Here is a 22,302-nt window from a genome sequence, read left to right on the forward strand (position 1 = left end):
GAACTGCGCCAGACCTTTGGCGCCCGCTGGTGAACCCTATGCCTCAATTTGCTGCCAATTTGTCCATGCTCTACCCCGAGTTCGAGTTTCTTGATCGTTTTGAAGCTGCCGCCAAAGACGGCTTCAAGGCGGTAGAGTATCTGTTTCCCTACGCTTTTGAAGCCCGCGAAATCGCAGTCCGCCTCAAGGCTAATGGCCTGCAGCAGGTGCTGTTCAATGCACCGCCCGGCGACTGGGACGGTGGCGAGCGCGGCCTGGCCTGCCTGCCCGGACGCGAAGCGGAGTTCCGTGCCGGTATTGGCAAGGCACTCGACTACGCCGCCGCTCTGGACTGTCCGCGCATTCATGTCATGGCCGGACTGCTGCCCGTGGGCACAGAGCGCGAGGCGCTGTACCCCACCTACGTCAGCCAGCTGCGCTGGGCCGCTCAGGAGGCCGCCAGGCACGGTGTTGATGTGTTGATCGAACCGATCAACACGCGCGACATCCCGCGTTTCTTCCTGAACCGCCAGGACCATGCGCACAAGGTTGTCGAAGACGTGGGTGCCTCCAGCCTCAAGGTGCAGATGGACCTGTACCACTGCCAGATCGTTGAAGGCGACCTGGCGATGAAACTGCGCCACTACCTGCCAACCGGCAATGTCGGCCATATCCAGATTGCGGGCGTGCCGCAGCGGAACGAGCCCGATGTGGGCGAACTGAACTACCCTTATCTGTTCGCCTTACTTGACGAGTTGGGCTACGAGGGTTGGGTGGGTTGCGAGTACCGGCCCCGAGCCGGGATGCAGCCTGGCGGCACGTCAGCCGGGCTGGGCTGGCTCAGGCCTTATCTGTGACGCGTTTATTTTTGAGAGGAAATTGGTAATGAGGAATTCTGAATCTAGCCAAAAGATCGGCTTCATTGGCTTGGGAATGATGGGCAGGGGCATGGCAAAGCATGTGCTGGACAAGGGTCATCAGGTCGCGTTGCTGCTGCGCTCAAAGGAAAACGAGATGCACTGCGCTGATCTGCTGGCGCGTGGTGCACAGAGCCTGAAGACCGCCGCCGAAGTAGCGGCCACGGCCGATGTGATCATCATCTGCGTCACCGGCTCGCCGCAAGTTGAGGAGGTGGTGTTTGCCGAAAACGGCATCCTCCAGGGGCTGAAGCCGGGCTGCGTGGTGGTGGACTGCTCTACTTCCTTGCCCGACTCCACACTGCGTGTGGCTGAGGCCATTGCAGCAAGGAACGGCAAATTCCTCGATGCCGCCATGACCGGCACGCCCAAGGATGCCGACGAAGGAACAGTCAACCTGCTGGTGGGAGGCGACAGGGAAGTGCTTGAAAACGTTCGTCCTGTTTTTGACTTGTTTGCGAAGAACATCTACTACTGCGGCGCGGTCAGCGCCGGGCACACCACCAAGCTGCTGCACCAGTTCGTCGTGCTGGGCAACGCCGCCATTCTGGCCGAAGCTTTTTCGTGTGCCAGCAAGACCGGCGTGAACCTTGAGGTGTTGTGCGACGTGATCGCCTCCGGTGGGGCGAACAGCACCGCGTTCCAGCGGCTGCGACCTTATGTGATCGAGGGCAACGATCAGCTATTCCGTTTTTCGCTGGCTAACGCGCACAAGGACATGCACTACTATGCCCGGATGGCCGGAGAAGCCAAGGCCGTGTCTTTCATTGGCGATGCCGTCCACAATGCTTACACCGTAGCGGGCAATCTGGGTTTTAAAACGCAGTTCGTGCCTCATCTGCTGCGCAGCTTCAATATTCTTAATGGCGCGAAAGAAGCATAGGTTTGTTAAGTGGCCACCATTTTTTGCGACAGTGTCCTGCTTGAGTGACTGCCCTTCTTAAATTTCTGCGCCCGGGATTGCTTTACCAGGATGGCGACCTCAAAGCCACAGGCCATCGCGTGGCATCTGGATGGTGGTCGCCGCGTCGTCCGTGACGATGAACGAGCCGATCACGAGACTCAGCAGGGAAATGAAGATGCTGGCAAAAAATGCCGTCCAGAAGCTGGACACCTTGAAGCCCTTGACCAGCCAGGCCACCAGCAAAATCATCAGCGCATTGATCACCAGCAAAAACAGACCGAAGGTCAGCAGCGTCAGCGGCAAGGTGAGCACGATCAGCAGCGGCTTGATGATCGCGTTGGCAAAGCCGAGCAGCAGCGCAGAGACGATCAGTGACGCGGTATTGTCAAATTTCAGGCCGGCAAAGATATGACTGGCGACCCAGAGCGACAGCGCAGTGATGGCCCAGTGAAAAAGAAAGGGCGTCAGGTTTTGCAGCATGTCAGTCGTTTTGCTCCGTGGCGTTGATTGCGAATAGGGCGGTGGGATGACAGGCGCCCGCAGCGCCCTGCCCACCCCATCACATGCCGCTGTAGTTGGGTCCGCCGCCGCCTTCTGGCGTGACCCAGACGATGTTTTGCGTCGGGTCCTTGATGTCGCAGGTCTTGCAGTGCACGCAGTTCTGCGCATTGATCTGCAGCCGGTCGGTGTTGTCGGCATTTTTCACGTACTCATACACACCGGCCGGGCAGTAGCGGCTCTCGGGGCCGGCGTACAGCGCCAGGTTGACGCTGACCGGCACGCCCGCGTCTTTCAGCGTCAGGTGCGCCGGCTGGTGCTCTTCGTGGTTGGTGTTGCTGATGAACACCGAGGTCAGGCGGTCAAAGGTGATCTTGTTGTCGGGCTTGGGGTAGACGATGGGCTGGCACTCGGCGGCGGGCTTGAGCATCGCGTGGTCGGGCGTGCGCCTGTGAATCGTCCACGGCGGGCTCTTGATGCCGATGCGCGGCAGCAGCCAGTGCTCGATGCCCGTCATGAGCGAGCCCACGTACAGCCCTTTCTTGAACCAAGCCTTGAAGTTGCGCGACTGGTCCAGCTCGGCGGCCAGCCAGCTGGTGGCGTAGGCCTCGGGGTAGGCGCTCAGTTCATCGTGCTGGCGCCCGGCCGTCACGGCGGCATAGGCGGCGTCTGCGGCCAGCATGCCGGTTTTGATGGCGGCGTGGCTGCCCTTGATGCGGGCCGCGTTCAGGTAGCCGGCTTCGCAGCCAATCAGCGCGCCGCCCGGGAACACGGTTTTGGGCAGGCTCAGCGCGCCGCCCGCCGTGAGTGCCCGCGCGCCGTAGCTGATGCGCTTGCCGCCTTCCAGGTAGGCCTTGATGCTGGGGTGCGTTTTCCAGCGCTGCATTTCCTCAAACGGGCTGAGGTAAGGGTTGCTGTAGTCCAGCCCGGTGACAAAGCCGAGCGTGACTTTGTTGTCTTCAAGGTGGTACAGGAAGCCGCCGCCATAGGTCTGGCTGTCCATGGGCCAGCCGGCGGTGTGCACCACCAGGCCCGGCTTGTGCTTGCTGGGGTCGATTTCCCAGAGTTCCTTGATGCCCAGCGCATAGGCCTGCGGGTCACGGCCCTCGTCCAGCTTGAAGCGGCTGATAAGCTGGCGGCCCAGGTGGCCGCGCGCGCCTTCGGCAAACACGGTGTACTTGCCGTGCAGTTCCATGCCCAGCTGGAAATTGCCGGTCGGCTCGCCGTCCTTGCCAACACCCAAATTTCCGGTGGCGACGCCCTTGACCGAGCCATCGTCGTTGTACAGGACTTCAGCTGCGGCAAAGCCGGGGAATATTTCGACGCCCAGGGCTTCAGCCTGTGCGCTAAGCCAGCGTGTGAGGTTGCCCAGGCTGATGACAAAATTGCCTTCGTTGTGAAAGCAGTCCGGCACCAGAAAGCCTGGCGTTTTGACGGCGCCTGTTTCGCTCAGGAACAGCACTTCATCTTCCGTGACGGCCTGATTCAGGGGGGCGCCCAGGGCTTTCCAGTCGGGAATCAGTTCGGTCAGGGCCTTGGGGTCCATTACCGCGCCCGACAAAATATGCGCGCCTGGCTCCGAGCCTTTTTCAAGCACTACCACCGACAGGTCGGTGCCTTTTTCGGCCGCCAGCTGCTTCAGGCGAATCGCGGTGGCCAGGCCGCCGGGGCCTCCTCCGACCACGACCACGTCGTATTCCATGGCTTCACGGGGGCCAAACTGGGCCAGAATTTCTTGGTTGTTCATTCGGTGGGCTCGCTGATAATGGATTTCAGGACTGTCAGGGCAATGCGTTGTCTCGCTATTGATTTTAGGGTGTGAATGCGGGGCGCTAACGGCCGTTCGCTTTTAATCAAAAGGAGGCTTGATGTGCCGTCAGCATGAATTTTTCAGGGCCTGCCGCAGCGTCACGTTTTTTTTAGCCATGAATCAGGTCAACCGATGAAAATTGAACTTCCCGAAAAGAAAAAACTGGTGTTTGAAATGCGCATCCCGATCCGCTGGGGCGACATGGATGCCATGGGCCACCTGAACAATGGCTCGTATTTCCGTTACCTCGAAATCATTCGCATTGACTGGATGTCCGCCATTGGCTGCAAGCCCGACCCGCTCGGCGAAGGCCCGGTCATCGTCAATGCATTTTGCAATTTTTACAGGCAGCTTGAATACCCGGGTGATGTACTGGCCAGGATGTACGTCAGCGACCCGGGCCGCACCACCTTTGAGAGCTGGGTCACCATGGCGCGCGCCGATGCGCCGGAGGTGATTTGCGCCGAAGGCGGCGCCACCACGATCTGGGTCGACTTTCCGGCACAAAAGGCCAAAGCGCTGCCCGACTGGGTGCGCCAGATCGTCAGTTGAGTGCATGATGGGCGGACCAGGAGGTTTTCAAAATGCCCATCACTGAAGTCGCGCCCGCTGAGCTGCGTCTCACCATCGACCCCGCTACGCTGGGGTTTGCCGACACGTCAGAGTTGCTGGCGCAAACGCTGCCCTGGATAGGCCAGCAGCGAGCCCGGACTGCGGCCCGTTTCGGGCTGGAGATGGGCCAGCGCGACTACAACCTGTTTGTGCTGGGCGAAGTTGGCAGCGGGCGCTCCACCTTGCTGCGCGACCTGGCGCAGACGCTCGCGGCCAGCCGGCCTGTGCCGCCGGACTGGTGCTACGTGCATAACTTCGACACCCCGGAGCGGCCACTGGCCCTGCGCCAGCCGGCCGGCCAGGGCCGCGTGCTGCGCCAACGCATGACGCAGCTGACCAAAACACTGCAGGCGGAAATTCCCAAACTGCTGACGGGCCAGGATTTCAGGACCGAAAGCGAGCGCCTTGAAAAGGCCTACAAGGCCGAGGAAGCGCCGGCTTATGCCGAGCTCGATGCCTTTGCGGAGGCGCGCAGCTTTTCGCTGTTTCGCGAAGAGGGCCATCTGGTCTTTACCCTGCGGGACGCCAAGGGCAAGGCCCTGACCGAAACCGAGGCGCTGGCCTTGCCCAAGGAGCGGCGCACCCAGATTGACCAGGCCGAGCAGGCGCTTCGCGCCGAGATTGCCCGGTTTCTGGACAAGACCCGCGCGCTGGAGCGCGTCATGAACGAGGGGCTTGCGGCCTTGCGCCGCCAGGTGGTCAAGCCCCTGGTGGCGCATGCGCTGCAGAAAATCCGCGAAGAACTCAAGCAACAGGCTGGGGATTCGGCCCGGCTGGGTTGCTACCTGGACGAGGTGCTGCACGATGTGCTGGAACACGTGGAGTTGTTCCAGGTGGGCGACACCGAAGAAGACCTGCGGCTCGAAGCGCTGGATTCGGTGCTCTCGCGCTACCGCATCAACCTGGTGGTGGACAACCATGGCCTGAGCGGTGCGCCCGTGCTGGTGGAAGACAACCCGCTGTTTCGCACCCTGTTCGGCAGCATCGAGCACCAGTCCGACGAGGACGTGCTGGTGACGGATTTTTCGTACATTCGCGCGGGCAGCCTGCTGCAGGCCAACGGCGGGTTTTTACTGCTGCATCTGCGCGACCTGCTGGCCGATGAACTGGTCTGGGAAAAGCTGCGCCGCTTTTTGCGCAGCGGCCGCCTTCAGATTGAGGAGCCGGGCACGATGTATTCGCCGATTGCCGCCGTGACCCTGACGCCGGAGGCGGTGGATGTCGATGTCAAGATCATCCTGATTGCATCCGTGGAGGAGTATTACGCGGTGCAGGAAGGCGACCCGGAGTTTTCGCGCCGGTTTCGCTGCAAGGTGGACTTTGCCGAGAGTTTTTCAGCCACCGATGAGACCTGGCGCGCGTCGGCCCTTTTTGTGGCGCACACCTGCCGCAAGATGGGATTTCCCCATTTTTCAGCCGCCGCCGTGGCCTGCCTGCTGGAGGACTCGCACCGCGAAGTCGATGACCAGGCACGCCAGAGCGCGATCTTTGCGCACACCGAGGCGCTGGTGATGGAAAGCGCCTCGGCGTGCCGCACCCGGGGCGGCGCGCTGGTGGAACTGCAGGACGTCGAGGCCGCACTGCGTGCCCGCAAATACCGGCACGACTACCCCGAGCAGCGCGAGCAGGAAACCATTGCCGACGGCGAGCGGCTGCTGGTGCTGTCGGGCGACAAGGTCGGTCAACTCAACGGCCTGACGGTGATTGACCTGGGCGACTACCGCTTTGGTTTTCCGGTCGGTGTCACGGCTCGCACCTATGCCGGCGATGAAGGCCTGCTCAACGTGGAGCGCGAGGTCAAGCTGTCAGGCCCCATCCACGACAAGGGCGTTTTGATTTTGCACAGCTACCTGTCGGCGCTGTTTGCCCATATTGCGCCGCTGGCGCTCAATGCGGCGGTCGTTTTTGAACAGGAGTACCACGGCGTCGAAGGCGATTCAGCGTCTTGTGCCGAGCTTTACGCGCTGCTGTCGTCGCTGTCCGGCATGGCGATCAAGCAGGGCATTGCCGTGACGGGCGCCGTCAACCAGTATGGCGACATGATGCCGGTCGGCGCCATCAACGAAAAAATTGAGGGCTATTTCCGAAGCTGCGAGACCGTCGGGCTGGATGGCCACCAGGGCGTCCTGATTCCCCATCGCAACCGCCGGCATCTGATGCTGGACCGCAAGGTGGTGCAGGCCGTGGCGGAGGGCCACTTTCATATCTACACCGCAGAGTGCGCCGGTGAAGGTCTGGAGCTGTTGACCGGCTGCCCCTTTGGCGCGCTGGACGCGGCGGGCGCTTACCCGGCGGACAGCCTGCTGGGGCAGGCGCAAAAAACCCTGCAGGACTACCGGCGCGCCTGCCAGCAGTCGGGCCCGCACAAGCCCGGGCGCATCAACAAATAGGGTTGCTTATTTCTGTTTGGGGACGCGGCCCATCAGGTAGAACTCATGGTTGGGCTGCATGCCACTGAAGCTGGCCATGCGGTTGGACAGGCCGAAAAATGCCGTGATGGCCGCAATGTCCCAGGCGTCTTCGTCGTTAAAGCCGTGCGGGTACAGCGCTTCAAAGTCAGCGTCTTCCAGCGCGTCGGACTGCAGGCAGATTTTCATCGCAAAGTCGAGCATGGCGCGCTGGCGCGGGCTGATGTCGGCCTTGCGGTAGTTCACCGCGACCTGGTCGGCCACCAGCGGTTTTTTTTCATAAATCCGCAAAATCGCGCCATGGGCCACCACACAGTAGAGGCAGTGGTTGGCCGCGCTGGTGGTCGTGACGATCATCTCGCGCTCGCCTTTGGAGAGACCAGACTCCTCCCTGAGCATCAGCGCGTCGTGGTAGGCAAAAAACGCGCGCCATTCAGCCGGGCGCCTGGCCAGCGCCAGAAACACGTTGGGCACAAAGCCGGCTTTTTCCTGCACCTCGAGCACCTTGGCCTTGATGTCGTCGGGCAGGTCGAGCAGGGCGGGGGCGGGGTAGCGTGTGTTCATGGCGTGTCTCATTTTTTTGGGGGAACGGTGGTGCCTGGCAATGATACGGCGAGCGCCGGGCAAGGACCCTGTGAGATCAATGCGGAAGGTTTTGCACCGGCAGGTGCGCACCCGCTATGCTGGCGGTTTTATTCAGGAGCGCATCCCTATGGATTCCCAATTCGACAAAGGCCTTGCCACCCGCAAGCAGGTGATGGGCGAAGAATTTGTCGCCACTGCCCTGGCCAGCATCACCGATTTCACCCGTCCCATCCAGGAGCACATCACGGCCAAGGCCTGGGGCGATGTGTGGCAGCGGCCCGGCCTGGACCTCAAGACCCGCAGCCTGATCACAGTGGCCATGCTGACAGCCTTGGGCAAGCAGCATGAACTCAAGGGCCATTTGCGCGGCGCGCTCAACAACGGCGCGACCCCGGCCGAACTGCAGGAAGTGTTGCTGCATGCAGCCGTTTACTGCGGCGTGCCGGCCGCGGTGGATGCGTTCCGGACTGCGGCCGAGGTGGTCGATGGACCGAAGAAGGCCTGACAGCGCACAAGCGCTGTTGTTGAATCTACGTGATTTAGGTCTTTAGCCCAATGATGGCGGGCTTTATTTGCTATTTAATTGACAGCATCATGCGGCCATCAATTTTTGAACCAGATCGGCTGTTGTGGATGCCTGGTACTTGCGCATGAGGCGCGCGCGGTAAATTTCGACGGTTCGGTGGCTGATGACCAGGGCACGGCCAATTTCCTTGGAGGTCATGCCCTGCATCAGGTGGGCGGCCACCTCACGCTCGCGCGCGGTGAGTTCCGCCGTCACCGGGCGGCGCGCGCTCAGGTCTTCAAACGCCCAGATACCCGCCTCGTGCGGGGCGCTGCGGTTCAGTGCGCGCCCCGTGACATGGCACCAGAAGGTCTCGTCCTTGTTATGCCCACCCACGCGCTTCATGATGCGGTCGTCCGAATACATGCCTGTGGCATTCAGGATGGGCAGCATGCGGGCGCCGATGCGCTCGTACTCGTCCGCGCTGGGGTAGAGAATCAAAAACGATTGTCCTGTGAGCTGCTCTGGCGTCGCGCCAAACATTTCGCACAGGTGCTGGTTGCAGTCCAGAATGGACCGGTTGCGGGACAACACCAGTCCCACCGGTGCCAGATCGAAGGCAAGTTGGTAATCCACAGGCATGGGGCTAACCTTTACGAAAAACTACGTATGCAAATAAGTAGTATCGTCGTGGCTTGCGTAGTTGTTGAAAAACTCAAGGAGATTTTTTTGAATAAACTTTTTCCCTCTGCTGCAGAGGCTCTGAAGGGCGTCGTCAAGGACGGGCAGTTGATGGCCGTCGGCGGCTTCGGTCTGTGCGGTATTCCAGAGGCGCTGATTGACGCCTTGCGCGACTCCGGCGTGAAGGACCTGACGGTTATTTCCAACAACGCAGGGGTCGACGGATTCGGCCTTGGCAAGTTGCTGGAGACGCGCCAGATCAAAAAAATGATCTCCTCCTACGTCGGTGAGAACAAGGAGTTCGAGCGCCAGTACCTCGCGGGCGAACTGGAACTTGAATTTACCCCCCAGGGCACGCTGGCCGAAAAGCTGCGCGCGGGCGGCGCCGGCATTCCGGCCTTTTTCACCAAGACCGGTGTCGGCACCCTGGTGGCCGAAGGCAAGGAATTGCGCGAGTTCGATGGCGAGAGGTACGTCATGGAGCGGGCGCTGGTGCCTCAGGTGTCGCTGGTCAAGGCCTTCCGGGCCGACAAGTCCGGCAACCTGCAGTTTCGCCTGACGGCGCGCAACTTCAACCCGGCCGCCGCCATGGCGGGCAAGGTGTGCATTGTCGAGGTGGAAGAGGTGGTGGAAACCGGCGCCATGGAGCCCGATTCGGTTCACCTGCCCGGTATCTATGTGCACCGCATCGTGCACAACCCGAATCCCGAAAAGCGGATCGAAAAAAGAACCATCACTGAAAAAGCAGGAGCCTGAACCATGCCGTGGACCCAAGACCAAATGGCGGCACGCGCCGCCCAAGAACTCGAAGACGGCTTTTACGTCAACCTCGGCATTGGCATTCCCACCCTGGTGGCCAACTTTGTGCCCGACGACAAGGAAGTCTGGCTGCAGTCGGAAAACGGCATGCTCGGCATTGGGCCGTTCCCGGCCGAAGATGCGGTGGATGCCGACCTGATCAACGCGGGCAAGCAAACGGTCACCACCATCAAGGGCTCGTCCATTTTTGGCAGCCATGAAAGCTTTGCCATGATTCGCGGCGGCAAGATCAACCTGTCCATTCTCGGGGCGATGCAGGTCAGTGAGCAGGGCGACCTGGCCAACTGGATGATTCCGGGCAAGATGGTCAAGGGCATGGGCGGGGCGATGGATCTGGTGGCTGGCGTGAAGCGCGTCATCGTCCTGATGGAGCATGTCGCCAAAAAGAAAGACGGCACCGAGGATATGAAGATATTGCCGCAATGCACCCTGCCGCTCACAGGCGTGGGCGTGGTGGACCGCATCATCACTGACCTGGCCGTGATGGACGTCACCCCTGCCGGCCTCAAGGTGATCGAGTTGGCGCCGGGTGTGACGATGGAGGCCCTGCAGGCCAGGACCGGTGTTCAGCTGATCTGAATTGGTTAAGGCTGAGGAACTCAGTCGACGCTTTGGGTACGGTTAACAGCCATGCCGTTGCAGTTCGGGGTAGAGCCGACCAAGGCTCTTGAGGCTTTCAGTACCGTTTTGGGGTGTAGGCATCAATGTATTTTTGACCTGGGGTGCCGAAAATCGGTGATCACGCCAGATGTCTGGAAACCACGGCTGGTAGCGGGCTGCAACTCGATGGTGTCTGGTCAGTCAAAGTCGGCGCCCCTGGTCAAAAAGCCACTGGCCGCAACAGGTATGGGGAATAGCGGTAGCTGAAAATACCGCCTTCATGGCGGTACGTCATGTTCGCCCGTGAATCTGCATGAGACAACAAAAAACCCGCTGTACCTAAAAGATACGCGGGTTTTGAAGGGTTGTAAGACGCTGTGATGTGAAAATTTGGAGCGGGTGAAGGGAATCGAACCCTCGTATGAAGCTTGGGAAGCTGCCGTTCTACCATTGAACTACACCCGCGGTGCCTTGAATTATATAGGGGCCACCCATTGAGGTGGCCTGCATTCATGAATGAATGAATGCCTCAAGGCCGGATGTAGGCCCAACCTTCGCGTTGACGTTTCATCAGTTCTACCACGCCGGCGGGCACGTAAGAGATGGCAGGATTCATGTCGGCCCTGGTGAGCTTTTGGGCCACCATCGTGTTTTCGCAGGCGACGATCTGGACGCCAGACTTGACGGCTGTCCCAACGCGGTCGCTGATGGGCGCGTTAGCCTTGAGCATGCCTATGCCGGGGCCGTAGACCACAATTTCGACGTCTACCTTGTCTGCGCCGAATGAATCCTGGACATTCTTGGCGTTGCTGAGCGCCAGAGCCCATTTGCCGGGGTCGCTGTCGCTCACCTGAAACACCACTTTTTCTCTAGGCGCCGGCGTAGTGGCGCAGCCTGTGAAAAGGGCGCTGACGGCAATCAGCAGGCCAAGAAAAAAGGTTTTGCGGTTCATGGGTGTTGTGTCTCCTATGGATGTATGTCAGTGCCCGACAGATGTGCTCTGTGAGTTGTGCGCGAAGGGCACTTCAATCTGCCTTTTCGGCTGCCCCCAATGCGTGGCCCATGCTATCTCCCGATTAGGGAAATGGTGATAGGTGTTTATCCGTACATTCGAAATGACTGGTGTATGCCATGTGGCAATCCAGCCTGCGGGCCCTGCCAGCACCTGCTGACAGGGCTCGCCGCTATCTTTTTACTTGAGGATGTCGCCCAGGCACAGGTATTTCATCTCCAGATACTCCTCCATGCCGTGGCTGGAGCCTTCCCGGCCCAGGCCTGACTGCTTGACGCCGCCAAACGGCACGTGTTCGGTGGCAATCACGCCGACGTTGATCCCGACCATGCCGTATTCCAGCGCTTCGGCCACGCGGTAGATACGGCCTATGTCGCGGCTGTAGAAATAGCTGGCCAGGCCAAACTCGGTGTTGTTGGCGGCGTCAACGGCTTCCTGCTCGTGCCTGAAGCGAAACACCGGCGCAAACGGCCCAAAGGTTTCCTCCCGGGCGCAAAGCATGTCGCCGGTGGCTTCCGAGATCACCGTGGGCTCAAAAAACTGGCCGGCCAGTTTGTGGCCGCCGACCAGAAGTTTGCCGCCCTTGGCCAGGGCGTCCTGTACATGGCGCTCGACCTTGCTGATGGCAGCGTCCTCAATCAGCGGGCCTTGTGCCACGCCGTCCTCAAAGCCGTTGCCCACCTTCAGCAGCCTGACCTTGGCGGCGAATTTCTGGATAAATTCGTCGTACACGCCGTCTTGCACATAAATGCGGTTGGCGCAGACGCAGGTCTGGCCGGCGTTGCGGTACTTGCTGGCCATGGCGCCTTCCACGGCCGAGTCGACATCGGCGTCATCAAACACGATGAACGGCGCATTGCCCCCCAGTTCCAGCGACAGCTTTTTCACCGACGGCGCGCTTTGCGCCATCAGGATGCGGCCGACTTCGGTGGAGCCGGTGAAACTGATGTGGCGCACCACGTCGCTGGCGCAAAATACCTTGCCCACTGCAATGGAGTTGTCACTGTCGGCCGTCAGCACATTGAGAACACCCGCCGGAATGCCGGCGCGTATGGCCAGTTCGGCCGCGGCCAGCGCGCTCAGCGGCGTCAGTTCGGCCGGTTTGATCACGACCGTGCAACCGGCCGCCAGTGCCGGAGCGACCTTGCGGGTAATCATGGCCAGCGGAAAGTTCCAGGGCGTGATGGCGGCGCACACGCCGATGGGCTGCTTGAGCACCATCAGGCGGCGGTTGTTGTCAAACTGCGGCAGCGTTTCGCCGTTGACGCGTTTGGCTTCCTCGGCAAACCATTCAACAAAGCTGGCGCCATAGGCCACTTCGCCCTTGGCTTCGGCAAAGGGCTTGCCTTGCTCGGCCGTCATGATGCGGCCCAGGTCTTCCTGGTTGGCGATCAGCAAGTCAAACCACTTGCGCAAAATGATGCTGCGCTCCTTGCCCGTTTTGCTGCGCCAGGCGGGCCAGGCGGCGTTGGCAGCTGCAATGGCGGCTTCGGCGTTGGCCGGGCCGAGGTTGGCGACATCGGCCAGTTTGTGGCCGGTGGCCGGATCCCGCACGTCAAAGCGGCTGGCGCCCGGCAGCCACTGCCCGTTGACCAGTGCGTCGGTCTTGAGCAGGCTGGGGTCTTTGAGTAAGGCCAGAGGGGAGGTTGTCATGTCCATGCGTGTGTCCTTCGGTGGGCTGTGTGGGCTGCGGTGATTGGTCGCAGGGGGCAGCCTGCAAGCATAGCGCCTGCGCGCGAAACGCGCTGTAACCTTGGCGCACCGCAAACTTATAATCAATGTTCAAGGCAGGCCGGGCCCAGACCGGGGTCCAGTGCCTCATGCCGTCTTTTCAAGCACCCGCGAGCGGCTAGCTGCGTTGATTGGTCATCGCAGCGGTTCGCCCCAACTGGCCCAACATGAGCACTCCCACTTCCTCCGCCACCGCTGTCGTCACTGTCGCAGACATCCGCAAGACCTTCCTCGACTTCTTTGCGTCCAAGGGGCACACCGTGGTGCCTTCGAGCTCGCTGGTGCCGGGCAACGACCCGACGCTGATGTTCACCAACTCCGGCATGGTCCAGTTCAAGGACGTGTTTCTGGGCGTGGACAAGCGCCCGTATGTGCGCGCCACCTCGGTGCAGGCCTGCCTGCGCGCCGGCGGCAAGCACAACGACCTGGAAAACGTCGGCTACACCGCCCGCCACCACACCTTCTTCGAGATGCTGGGCAACTGGAGCTTTGGCGACTACTTCAAGCGCGAGTCGCTCAAATGGGCGTGGGAGTTGCTGACCGAGGTGTACAAACTGCCGGCCGAGCGCCTGCTGGCCACGGTGTACGAAGAAGACGACGAGGCCTACGACATCTGGACCAAGGAAATTGGCTTGCCGCCCGAGCGCGTGATCCGCATCGGCGACAACAAGGGCGGGCGCTACAAATCCGACAACTTCTGGATGATGGCCGACACCGGCCCTTGCGGCCCCTGCTCGGAAATCTTCTACGACCACGGCGACCACATTGCCGGCGGCCCTCCCGGAAGTCCTGAGGAAGACGGCGACCGGTTCATCGAAATCTGGAACAACGTGTTCATGCAGTTCAACATGGCGGAAGACGGCTCGACGCGTCCGCTGCCCGCGCCCTGCGTCGATACCGGCATGGGGCTGGAGCGCCTGGCTGCCATCTTGCAGCATGTGCACAGCAACTACGAGATCGATATTTTTGACGCGCTGATCAAGGCCGCTGCCCGCGAAACTGGCGAGCAGGACCTGGGCCACAAATCGCTGCGCGTGATTGCCGACCACATCCGCGCCACCGCGTTTTTGGTGAGCGACGGCGTCAACCCGTCCAACGAAGGCCGCGGCTATGTGCAGCGCCGCATCATTCGCCGCGCGATTCGCCATGGCTACCTGCTGGGCAAGAAGACGCCGTTTTTCCACAAGCTGGTGGCTGATCTGGTCGAGGTGATGGGTGAGGCCTATCCGCGGCTGGCGGCGGATCAGCAGCGCATCACCGAGGTGCTCAAGGCCGAGGAAGAGCGCTTCTTTGAAACGCTGGAAACCGGCATGCAGATTCTGGATGCGGCACTGGCCGATGGTCGCAAGGTGCTGCCGGGCGAGGTGGCCTTCAAGCTGCATGACACCTATGGCTTTCCGCTGGACTTGTCCGCCGACGTATGCCGTGAACGCGGCCTGAGCGTGGACGAGGCCGGCTTTGCGCTGGCCATGAACCAGCAAAAAGCCCAGGCCCGTGCCGCCGGCAAATTCAAGATGGACCGTGCCCTGGACTACACCGGCGCCGTCAACCGCTTCACCGGTTATGAGCACCTGGAAGAAACGTCAAAAATCGTAGCGCTCTACGCAGACGGCGTCAGCGTTGCCGCACTGAAATCCGGTCAAAGCGGCGTGGTGGTGCTGGACACGACGCCGTTCTATGCCGAAAGCGGCGGCCAGGCCGGCGACGAGGGTGAACTGGTCAGTGGCTCGGCACATTTCGCCGTGAGCGACACACTCAAGATCAAGGCTGACGTGTACGGCCACCACGGCACGCTGACCCAGGGCACGCTCAACGTGGGCGACCATGTCAGCGCCAAGGTCAACACCGCCGTGCGCGCCGCCACCGTGCGCAACCACAGCGCCACCCATCTGATGCACAAGGCCTTGCGCGAAGTGCTGGGCGCGCATGTGCAGCAAAAGGGCAGCCTGGTTAATGCCGAGCGCACCCGTTTTGACTTTGCGCACAACGCGCCCATGACCGACGCGCAGATCCGCGAAGTTGAAGCCCGCGTCAACGCCGAAATCCTGGCCAACCTGGCCGCCGAGGCCAGGGAGATGGACATGGAGTCGGCCCAGAAGACCGGCGCCATGATGCTGTTCGGCGAGAAATACGGCGACACTGTGCGCGTGCTGAGCATCGGCTCGAGCAAGGAACTGTGCGGCGGCACCCATGTAGGCCGCACCGGCGACATCGGCCTGTTCAAGATCGTGGCCGAGAGCGGCGTCGCCTCGGGCGTGCGCCGCGTCGAAGCCGTCACCGGCCAGAACGCGCTGGCCTACCTGCAGTCGCTCGAATCCACGGTGCAGACCGCCGCGTCGTCGCTCAAGGCCAGCCCGGCCGAATTGCAGCACCGCATCGGCCAGGTGATGGAGCAGGTCAAGTCGCTGGAAAAGGAAGTCACCGCGCTCAAAGGCAAGCTGGCCTCGTCGCAGGGCGATGAACTGATGCTGCAGGCGGTTGACGTCAAAGGCCTGAAAGTGCTGGCCGTACGGCTCGAAGGCGCCGACGCCAAGACGCTGCGGGACACCATGGACAAGCTCAAGGACAAGCTCAAGACCGCCGTCATCGTGCTGGCCGCCGTCGATGGCAGCAAGGTGCAGATTGCCGCTGGCGTCACGAACGACTCGACGTCCAAGGTCAAGGCCGGCGAACTGGTCAACTTTGTGGCCAGCCAAGTGGGCGGCAAGGGCGGCGGCAAGGCCGACATGGCCATGGCCGGCGGTACCGATGCGTCCAACCTGGACAGTGCGCTCAACTCCGTGCTGGCCTGGGTGATCGAACGCGTCTGATCGCTAAGCTATGGGCTCTATTTGCTATTTTATTGATAGCTAATGGAGTCCTAATTAATTGGATTACGGCCAAATTTTATAAATTCAAACCGACGCCCAGAACACTGCGAACCAGTTTTTCGGGTCGCTCCAGTGCCGGACCTGGCTGAATCCGGCCTGCTTCAGCAGCGCCGTCATGCCGTCCGGCGTGTATTTGTACGACGACTCGGTGTGGATGCGCTCGCCCGCTTCAAAGCGGCGGGTATGGCCAGGCCACTGCACGCTTAGCGCTTGCGTGGCTTCCAGGTGCATCTCAATGCGTGATTGCGCGGCGTCGAACAGCGCCACATGGCGCCACTGGCGAACATCAAAGTCCGACTGGATCAGCTGGTTGACGTTGAGCAGCAGGTTTTTGTTGAAGGCGGCGGTGACGCCAAGGGCGTCGTCATAAGCCGCTTCCAGCGTCGCCTTGTCCTTGACCAGGTCAATGCCCAGCACCAGGCCGCGCGCATGGCCTTGCGCGGGGTCGGCGATATGCTGCAAAAACTGCAAGGCTTGCGCGGGCTGAAAATTTCCCAGGCTGGAGCCCGGGTAGAAAAACACCCGGTCCTCTGCCTGCACCGCAGCTGGCAGCGCCAGACCGGCTGAAAAGTCCATGCCCAGCCCGACGATGTCGAGCGCCGGAAAGCAGCTTTGCACTTGCGCTGCGGCGTCTTTTAAAAAGTCCACCGAAATGTCGACCGGCACGTACTGGCGCGGCTGCAGGTGGGGAATCAAGGCCATGGCTTTGGCGCAGTTGCCCGCGCCCAGGTCAATCAGGCAGGGCCGCTGAATCCCCCTTTCGGCCAATGCCCGGGCGAGGTGCGCATGGCAAGTCTCAAAAATTCCGGCCTCGGTGCGCGTCGGGTAGTACTCACTCAGGCCCGTGATCGCCTCAAACAGCCTGGATCCCAGCGCGTTGTAGAAGTATTTGGGCGAGACGCTGGCGTCCACCGCCATCAGACCTTCGCTCAATTCCTGCACCGGGCCGGGTCCCTGCCCCGGCAGTGCGTCGGTGTCGCGGTTGATGAACTGCGGCGACGCAGGCGACAGGGCGGAAGTGTTGAGGGGAGGGTTCAAAATCAGCGAGACCAAAGAGATTAAAAATAGATTTAAAAGCAGTTTGGAGAGCGCTTTTGTAGGACTGTATCGCGTTGTGTCAGGTGTGTCAGGGCCGGTGTGCCGGCTTTGAATGTTCCGGGCAAGAGCGGCGCAAACCCTTGCGCGCCCGCCCATGGCCGGATTTTGCTAACCTTGACGGTCGTTCCCCCCATTTTCCCTTTTTTGTGACCATGTCCGATCCATTTTTCACCCGCCGCAGCTTTCTCCAGGGCGCCATGGCCGCTGCCAGCGTGGCGGCTTTGCCGGCACTGGCCATAGAAGCGCTGAACCCGCCGGGCTTTGAGGTGACCCCCTGGGCGGGGCCGTTGTCTGACTTCAGCCTGGTCGACATCAACGGAAAAACCTGGCGCCCGGCCGATCTGCGCGGCCGTGCCGTTCTGCTGAATTTTTGGGCCACCTGGTGTCCGCCGTGCCGCGCTGAAATGCCCACGCTGCAGCAGGTGGCCGAATTTTATGGCTCCGACAAGCTGCTGGTGCTGGCGATCAACTTCAAGGAGCCGGCCGCCCGTGCGCTGAAGTTTGCGACCGCTACCGGCCTGACGCTGCCCGTGCTGCTGGATACCGACGGCCGCGCTGCCCGCCAGTGGGGCGTCAACGTGTTCCCCACCACCTTGTTGCTGGACCACCGTGGCCAGCCCCGGCAGCGCGTGCGGGGCGAGGTGGACTGGAGCGGCCGCGCGGCTGAAAAGCTGCTGCAGCCCTTGCTAAAGTAAAAAGGTCGGCTGCGACGCCTTGATCCGGTCGGGCCGGCCGGGCCCGTCGCCGGTTTCGTCCTTGAGCGAAACGCCCGACAACTGTCGCTGGTGCGCCTGTGCCAGCAGGAAGTGCAGCTTGCAGGCAGCCTCGTCCAGGCTCAGGCCCGCCGGGCGCACATTGGAAATGCAGTTGCGGCTGGCATCGAGCAGCCCCACGCGCGGCATCCAGGTCAGGTACAAGCCCATGCTGTCGGGCGAACTCAGGCCTGGCCGCTCGCCAATCAGCACTACCACCGCCTTGGCGCCCAGCAGTTCGCCGACCTCGTCGCCCAAGGCGACCCGCCCCTGCGCGGCAATGCACACCGGCGCCACGGACCAGTTTTCGGCCGCGATGCGGTGCTGCAGGCCCGCCAGAAAGGGAACCGCGTTTTGCGTAATGGCCAGGGCCGACAGGCCATCGATCACCACGAACGCCAGGTCGTAGGGGCGGGGCGAGGATTTTTGCGGCACAGCGCGTAAGGCGTTCAGTGTCCGGACCGACGCGCCGTCCAGCCGGCGCCCAAGGTCGGGCCGCTGCAGATAGACAGTGCGGTTCGCCGCCGCGCTGTGCAGCGTGACGCAGGGCGCGCTGGGCCTATCCAGCGCGGTGTTCAGGGCCTGCGCCAGCCGGGGCACGTCCAGCGCCAGGTGGACGGCATCACGCGCCCGCGCATGGTCAAGCTGAAACGCCAGATGGGCGGCGGTGGGCAGGCTCACGCCAGCGCGGCCCAGCGCAATGCGGGCGTCGGTGAACTGGCGCAGCGCGGTCCAGGGGTTGGCGACGACGGGGGACTTGGGTGGGTGCATGGCGGCTCAGGGCAGGCGGCGCAGGGCGGTTTGGAAAGCCGGGGGCAGCGCCGGATGGAGCCGGAACGCATCGCCAGCGCCAGTGAAAATCTGCATGGTTTGCAGCCAGGCTTCAAACTCCGGCGCGGGCCGCAGGCCCAGCACCCGTCGGGCATACAGCGCATCGTGGAAAGACGTGGTCTGGTAGTTCAGCATGATGTCGTCCGAGCCCGGAATGCCCATGACAAAGCTGCAGCCTGCCACGCCCAGTAGCGTCAGCAGCACGTCCATGTCGTTCTGGTCAGCCTCGGCGTGGTTGGTGTAGCAGACATCGCAGCCCATCGGCAGCCCGAGCAGCTTGGCGCAAAAATGGTCTTCCAGCCCGGCACGGATGATCTGCTTGCCGTCAAACAGGTATTCGGGGCCGATGAAACCGACCACGGTGTTGACCAGCAGGGGCTTGAAGTGGCGCGCCACAGCGTAGGCGCGCGCTTCGCAGGTCTGCTGGTCGATCCCGTGGTGGGCCTGGGCCGACAGGGCGCTGCCCTGGCCGGTCTCGAAATACATCACGTTGTCGCCCACGGTGCCGCGCTTCAGGGACAGCGCCGCGCTGTGGGCTTCGGCCAGCAAATCAAGACCCACGCCAAAGCTGCGGTTGGTGGCCTCGGTGCCGCCAATCGACTGGAACACCAGGTCCACCGGCGCGCCGCGTTCGATGGCCTGCAGCGTGTTGGTGACATGGGTCAGCACGCAGGATTGGGTCGGAATCCCGTACTGATCGATGATCTCCGCCATCATGGTGACGAGCGTGCCGATCTGCGCCACGTTGTCGGTGGCCGGGTTGATGCCGATCACGGCGTCGCCGCTGCCGTACAGCAGGCCGTCGAGCAGGCTGGCGGCAATGCCACTGGGGTCGTCGGTCGGATGGTTGGGCTGCAGGCGGGTGGACATTCGGCCCGCCAGGCCGATGGTGTTGCGAAAGCGCGTGACCACCTGGCATTTTTTGGCGACCAGAATCAGGTCCTGGTTGCGCATGATCTTGCTCACGGCCGCCGCCATTTCGGGCGTGATGCCGGGCGCCAGGGCGGCCAGCGCGGCGCCGTCCACCTCGTCGCCGAGCAGCCAGTTGCGAAAGTCGCCCACCGTGAGGTGGCTGACCGGCGCAAAGGCGGCCGCGTCGTGGCTGTCAACGATCAGCCGGGTGATCTCGTCTGTTTCATACGGTACCAGGGCTTCGTTCAAAAAAGTGTCCAATGGCACCGCCGCCAGCGTCATTTGCGCCACGGCGCGCTCTTCGGCGCTTTCTGCCGCGACACCGGCCAGCAGGTCGCCCGAGCGCGCCGGCGTGGCCTTGGCCATCAGATCCTTCAGGTCGCGAAAACCGTAGGTCCGGGTGCCGGCGGTGTGGGTGTACGGATGGTTTTTCACAGCATTTTTTTGGGGTATCGGGTGCCTGTCCATTCATTGTGATCGCGATGGCACGGTGGTGGCTACTTCTCAGGGAAATAGAGCGGCCGATTGGCGCGGGCGGCCTGCAGGTCGGCTGCCCGTCGGAGTCTCTGCGCCCGCGCGGTCGGCCCTGTGGCGATAATCAGGGGGCTGAACCAGCAATGCCTGCGTTCGCCAGAGCCAGTTCGGGGTACCTTTACCTACGCCGATTGCGCCCGTTTCACCACCTATCCGGAGTTCTCTTCATGACCACCGTTCACGCCATTGCCCGCCGTTGTTTTGTGAAAAATACGGCGGTAGCCGCTATCACTGCTGCGCTGCCTGCTATTAATTTTGCACAAACACCGGCGCCTGCGCGCAGCCACTTTGCGCCCCAGTCCGGTGCCTGGCGCACCTTCGAGGTCACCACCCGCGTTGACGTCGCCGAGGCCGACGGCGTGACCAGACTCTGGCTGCCGATTCCGTCGGTCAACACCGACTACCAGCGTTCGCTGGAAAACAGCTTTTCAACCAACGGCACGGCCAAGCTGATGCAGGACGGCCGGGACGGCGCCAAGATGCTGTACGTGGAATTTCCCGCCAGCCAGGCGCAGCCGCATGCCGTGCTGACCAGCCGGGTGCAGACGCAAAACCGCGCCATCGACTGGTCGAAAAAAGCCGCTGCGGCTGAAAGCGCCGACACGCTGCGTTATTTCACCCGCCCCACGGCGCTGCTGCCGACCGACGGCATTGTGCGCAAGACGGCGCTGGCCGCAACCCAGGGCGCCAGGACCGACGTGGAAAAGGCCAGGAAGCTCTACGACTGGATCGTCAGCAACACCCACCGCGAACCCAAGGTGCGCGGCTGCGGCGAAGGCGACATCAAGACCATGCTGGAGACCGGCAACCTGGGCGGCAAGTGCGCCGACCTGAACGCGCTGTTTGTCGGCCTGTGCCGCTCGGTGGGCGTGCCCGCGCGCGACGTCTACGGCATCCGGCTGGTGCCCTCGGCCTTTGGCTACAAGGAGCTGTCGGGCAACCCCGCCAGCCTCAAGGGCGCGCAGCATTGCCGGGCCGAGGTCTACCTCACGGGTTACGGCTGGGTGGCGATGGACCCGGCCGACGTGGCCAAGGTCATGCGCCTGGAAACCCCTGAATGGATCAAGAACACCACGAATCCGGTGGTCGCCCCCGTGAACAAGGCGCTGTTCGGCGGCTGGGAAGGCAACTGGATGGCCTACAACACCGCGCACGATGTCACGCTGCCCCACGCAAAGGGCGACAAGCTCGGTTTCTTCATGTACCCCGTGGGTGAAAACGCCGCCGGGCGCTTTGACTCGTATGCGCCGGATGACTTCAAGTACCAGATCACGGCGAAAGAAATCAACGCGTAAGCGTAAGCCTTATTGAACCATCCCAAAGCCGCTTCATGCCAGCAACAGGCGCAAGCGGCTTTCGTATTTCCGGGCCTGCCCCGTGAGCGGGTCGGTAAAGGCAATCGACTTTGCCAGCAACTGCAGCGGCTGGGCGTAGTCGTCTTCAGGCGTCGGGACCACGGGCGGGTAAATCCGGTCATTCAAAATCGGAATGCCCAGCCCCAGCATGTGCACACGCAGCTGGTGCTTTTTGCCGCTGACCGGGCTCAGGGCGTAGCGCGCCTGCTGGCCACTGACCTGCAGCACGCTGACATGGGTTTCGCTGTTGGGCTCGCCGGGCGCTTCGGCCTGCCGAAAAAAAGGCTCGCCCTGCACGATGCGGCTTTTTCGCGTAAGCGGAAAGCCCAGGTCTTCGCGCCACGGCGCAATCGCTTCGTAATGCTTGGTGACGTCGCGCTGCCTGAACAGCGCCTGGTAGGCATCACGCTCGGCCGGGTTGACTGAAAACAGCACCAGGCCGGCCGTTTCGCGGTCGATCCGGTGAATTGGCACCAGGCTGTCCAGTCCCAGCTGGTTTTTGAGTCGCACCAGCAGCGTTTCCTGCAGGTAGTGGCCCGACGGCGTGACGGGCAGAAAATGTGGCTTGTCGGCCACCACCAGGTGCGCGTCCTGGAACAGCACGGTGGCTTCAAACGGAATGCGGGGCTCGGTGGGCAGCGCGCGGTAGTAGTACACGCGCAGGTGGCCCTGGTACTTGCGCTCGGGCGTCACCGCTTCGCCCAACTCATCCACTACCAGACCGTGCTGCATGCGGTCCAGCCACACGTCCCGCGCAATCGCCGGAAACCGCTGCACTAAAAAATCAGTGATGGTGGGCCAGTCGCCGGCCGGCAGGCCGACGCAGCTGGGGCTGACGCCGTCGCGCGTTGCAAACTTGGGCAGGGGCGGCTTGCTCACGCCTGTTGGC

20 protein-coding genes and 1 tRNA gene are annotated in these 22,302 nt (G+C 62.1%); 10 read left to right on the forward strand and 11 right to left on the reverse strand.

Annotated elements, in window-relative coordinates; translation table 11 throughout:
* Positions 1–38 precede the first annotated feature (38 nt).
* Both otnI and IV091_RS01160 read left to right on the forward strand, forming a co-directional pair.
* The gene (gene otnI / locus IV091_RS01155) at positions 39–836 is read left to right on the forward strand and encodes a 2-oxo-tetronate isomerase (protein WP_293464145.1); all 798 of its coding nucleotides are present in this window, start codon (positions 39–41) and stop codon (positions 834–836) included.
* Between the two features lie 28 nt (positions 837–864).
* Positions 865–1,779, forward strand: a complete 915-nt coding sequence (locus IV091_RS01160) for an NAD(P)-dependent oxidoreductase (protein ID WP_293464146.1) — start codon at positions 865–867, stop codon at positions 1,777–1,779.
* 99 nt (positions 1,780–1,878) lie between these two features.
* Here the strand turns inward: IV091_RS01160 and IV091_RS01165 are convergent, their stop codons facing one another.
* Positions 1,879–2,280 carry a phage holin family protein gene (locus IV091_RS01165; protein WP_293464147.1) on the reverse strand — a complete coding sequence of 134 codons (402 nt, stop codon included), beginning with the start codon at positions 2,278–2,280 and terminating at the stop codon, positions 1,879–1,881.
* 79 nt (positions 2,281–2,359) lie between these two features.
* A complete protein-coding gene (locus IV091_RS01170) occupies positions 2,360–4,045 on the reverse strand; it encodes an electron transfer flavoprotein-ubiquinone oxidoreductase (RefSeq protein WP_293464148.1) in 1,686 nt (561 codons plus the stop codon).
* 195 nt (positions 4,046–4,240) lie between these two features.
* On the opposite strand from IV091_RS01170, the gene IV091_RS01175 reads away from it, so the two are divergent.
* Both IV091_RS01175 and IV091_RS01180 read left to right on the forward strand, forming a co-directional pair.
* Positions 4,241–4,660, forward strand: coding sequence for an acyl-CoA thioesterase (locus IV091_RS01175; protein ID WP_293464149.1), 420 nt, complete (start codon positions 4,241–4,243; stop codon positions 4,658–4,660).
* A 32-nt stretch (positions 4,661–4,692) separates the two neighbouring features.
* Complete coding sequence (locus IV091_RS01180) at positions 4,693–7,110, forward strand: Lon protease family protein (RefSeq protein WP_293464150.1); 2,418 nt, start codon at positions 4,693–4,695, stop codon at positions 7,108–7,110.
* Between the two features lie 6 nt (positions 7,111–7,116).
* On the opposite strand, the gene IV091_RS01185 is transcribed toward IV091_RS01180, so the two are convergent.
* Positions 7,117–7,692: a peroxidase-related enzyme gene (locus tag IV091_RS01185; protein ID WP_293464151.1), complete on the reverse strand. Its 576-nt coding sequence runs from the start codon at positions 7,690–7,692 to the stop codon at positions 7,117–7,119.
* A 148-nt stretch (positions 7,693–7,840) separates the two neighbouring features.
* Here IV091_RS01185 and IV091_RS01190 point away from each other — a divergent pair, with 148 nt between their 5' ends.
* Positions 7,841–8,218 carry a carboxymuconolactone decarboxylase family protein gene (locus tag IV091_RS01190; RefSeq protein ID WP_293464152.1) on the forward strand — a complete coding sequence of 126 codons (378 nt, stop codon included), beginning with the start codon at positions 7,841–7,843 and terminating at the stop codon, positions 8,216–8,218.
* An 87-nt stretch (positions 8,219–8,305) separates the two neighbouring features.
* On the opposite strand, the gene IV091_RS01195 is transcribed toward IV091_RS01190, so the two are convergent.
* Positions 8,306–8,860, reverse strand: a complete 555-nt coding sequence (locus IV091_RS01195) for a LuxR C-terminal-related transcriptional regulator (protein ID WP_293464153.1) — start codon at positions 8,858–8,860, stop codon at positions 8,306–8,308.
* 87 nt (positions 8,861–8,947) lie between these two features.
* Between IV091_RS01195 and IV091_RS01200 the strand changes: the two genes are divergently transcribed.
* Complete coding sequence (locus tag IV091_RS01200) at positions 8,948–9,655, forward strand: CoA transferase subunit A (protein WP_293464154.1); 708 nt, start codon at positions 8,948–8,950, stop codon at positions 9,653–9,655.
* A 3-nt stretch (positions 9,656–9,658) separates the two neighbouring features.
* Positions 9,659–10,297 carry a CoA transferase subunit B gene (locus tag IV091_RS01205; protein WP_293464155.1) on the forward strand — a complete coding sequence of 213 codons (639 nt, stop codon included), beginning with the start codon at positions 9,659–9,661 and terminating at the stop codon, positions 10,295–10,297.
* Positions 10,298–10,709: 412 nt separating this feature from the next.
* Here the strand turns inward: IV091_RS01205 and IV091_RS01210 are convergent.
* From IV091_RS01210 to IV091_RS01220, 3 genes are all read right to left on the reverse strand, one after another.
* Positions 10,710–10,783 (reverse strand) — tRNA-Gly (locus IV091_RS01210).
* 64 nt (positions 10,784–10,847) lie between these two features.
* Entirely contained in the window at positions 10,848–11,270 is a 423-nt protein-coding gene (locus tag IV091_RS01215; RefSeq protein WP_293464156.1) for a DsrE family protein, read from the reverse strand.
* Between the two features lie 240 nt (positions 11,271–11,510).
* Positions 11,511–12,989 carry an NAD-dependent succinate-semialdehyde dehydrogenase gene (locus tag IV091_RS01220; protein ID WP_293464157.1) on the reverse strand — a complete coding sequence of 493 codons (1,479 nt, stop codon included), beginning with the start codon at positions 12,987–12,989 and terminating at the stop codon, positions 11,511–11,513.
* 239 nt (positions 12,990–13,228) lie between these two features.
* Between IV091_RS01220 and alaS the strand changes: the two genes are divergently transcribed.
* On the forward strand, positions 13,229–15,871 hold the full coding sequence (gene alaS / locus IV091_RS01225; protein WP_293464158.1) for an alanine--tRNA ligase: 2,643 nt from the start codon (positions 13,229–13,231) through the stop codon (positions 15,869–15,871).
* Positions 15,872–15,955: 84 nt separating this feature from the next.
* Here the strand turns inward: alaS and egtD are convergent, their stop codons facing one another.
* Entirely contained in the window at positions 15,956–16,969 is a 1,014-nt protein-coding gene (egtD, locus tag IV091_RS01230; protein ID WP_293464159.1) for an L-histidine N(alpha)-methyltransferase, read from the reverse strand.
* A gap of 212 nt (positions 16,970–17,181) precedes the next feature.
* On the opposite strand from egtD, the gene IV091_RS01235 reads away from it, so the two are divergent.
* The gene (locus IV091_RS01235) at positions 17,182–17,724 is read left to right on the forward strand and encodes a TlpA disulfide reductase family protein (protein WP_293464160.1); all 543 of its coding nucleotides are present in this window, start codon (positions 17,182–17,184) and stop codon (positions 17,722–17,724) included.
* Here IV091_RS01235 and eutC read toward each other — a convergent pair.
* Positions 17,716–18,552 (reverse strand): ethanolamine ammonia-lyase subunit EutC, encoded by an 837-nt coding sequence (eutC, locus tag IV091_RS01240; RefSeq protein ID WP_293464161.1) that lies wholly within the window; start codon positions 18,550–18,552, stop codon positions 17,716–17,718. The genes IV091_RS01235 and eutC overlap by 9 nt on opposite strands.
* Before the next feature lie 6 nt (positions 18,553–18,558).
* Complete coding sequence (locus IV091_RS01245; protein ID WP_293464162.1) at positions 18,559–19,959, reverse strand: ethanolamine ammonia-lyase subunit EutB; 1,401 nt, start codon at positions 19,957–19,959, stop codon at positions 18,559–18,561.
* 266 nt (positions 19,960–20,225) lie between these two features.
* Here IV091_RS01245 and IV091_RS01250 point away from each other — a divergent pair, with 266 nt between their 5' ends.
* A complete protein-coding gene (locus tag IV091_RS01250; RefSeq protein ID WP_293464163.1) occupies positions 20,226–21,353 on the forward strand; it encodes a transglutaminase family protein in 1,128 nt (375 codons plus the stop codon).
* 33 nt (positions 21,354–21,386) lie between these two features.
* Here the strand turns inward: IV091_RS01250 and IV091_RS01255 are convergent, their stop codons facing one another.
* Positions 21,387–22,292: an RluA family pseudouridine synthase gene (locus tag IV091_RS01255; RefSeq protein ID WP_293464164.1), complete on the reverse strand. Its 906-nt coding sequence runs from the start codon at positions 22,290–22,292 to the stop codon at positions 21,387–21,389.
* Positions 22,293–22,302: the final 10 nt, after the last annotated feature.

It is taken from the genome of Polaromonas sp., from assembly GCF_018780625.1.
GTDB lineage: Bacteria > Pseudomonadota > Gammaproteobacteria > Burkholderiales > Burkholderiaceae_C > Polaromonas.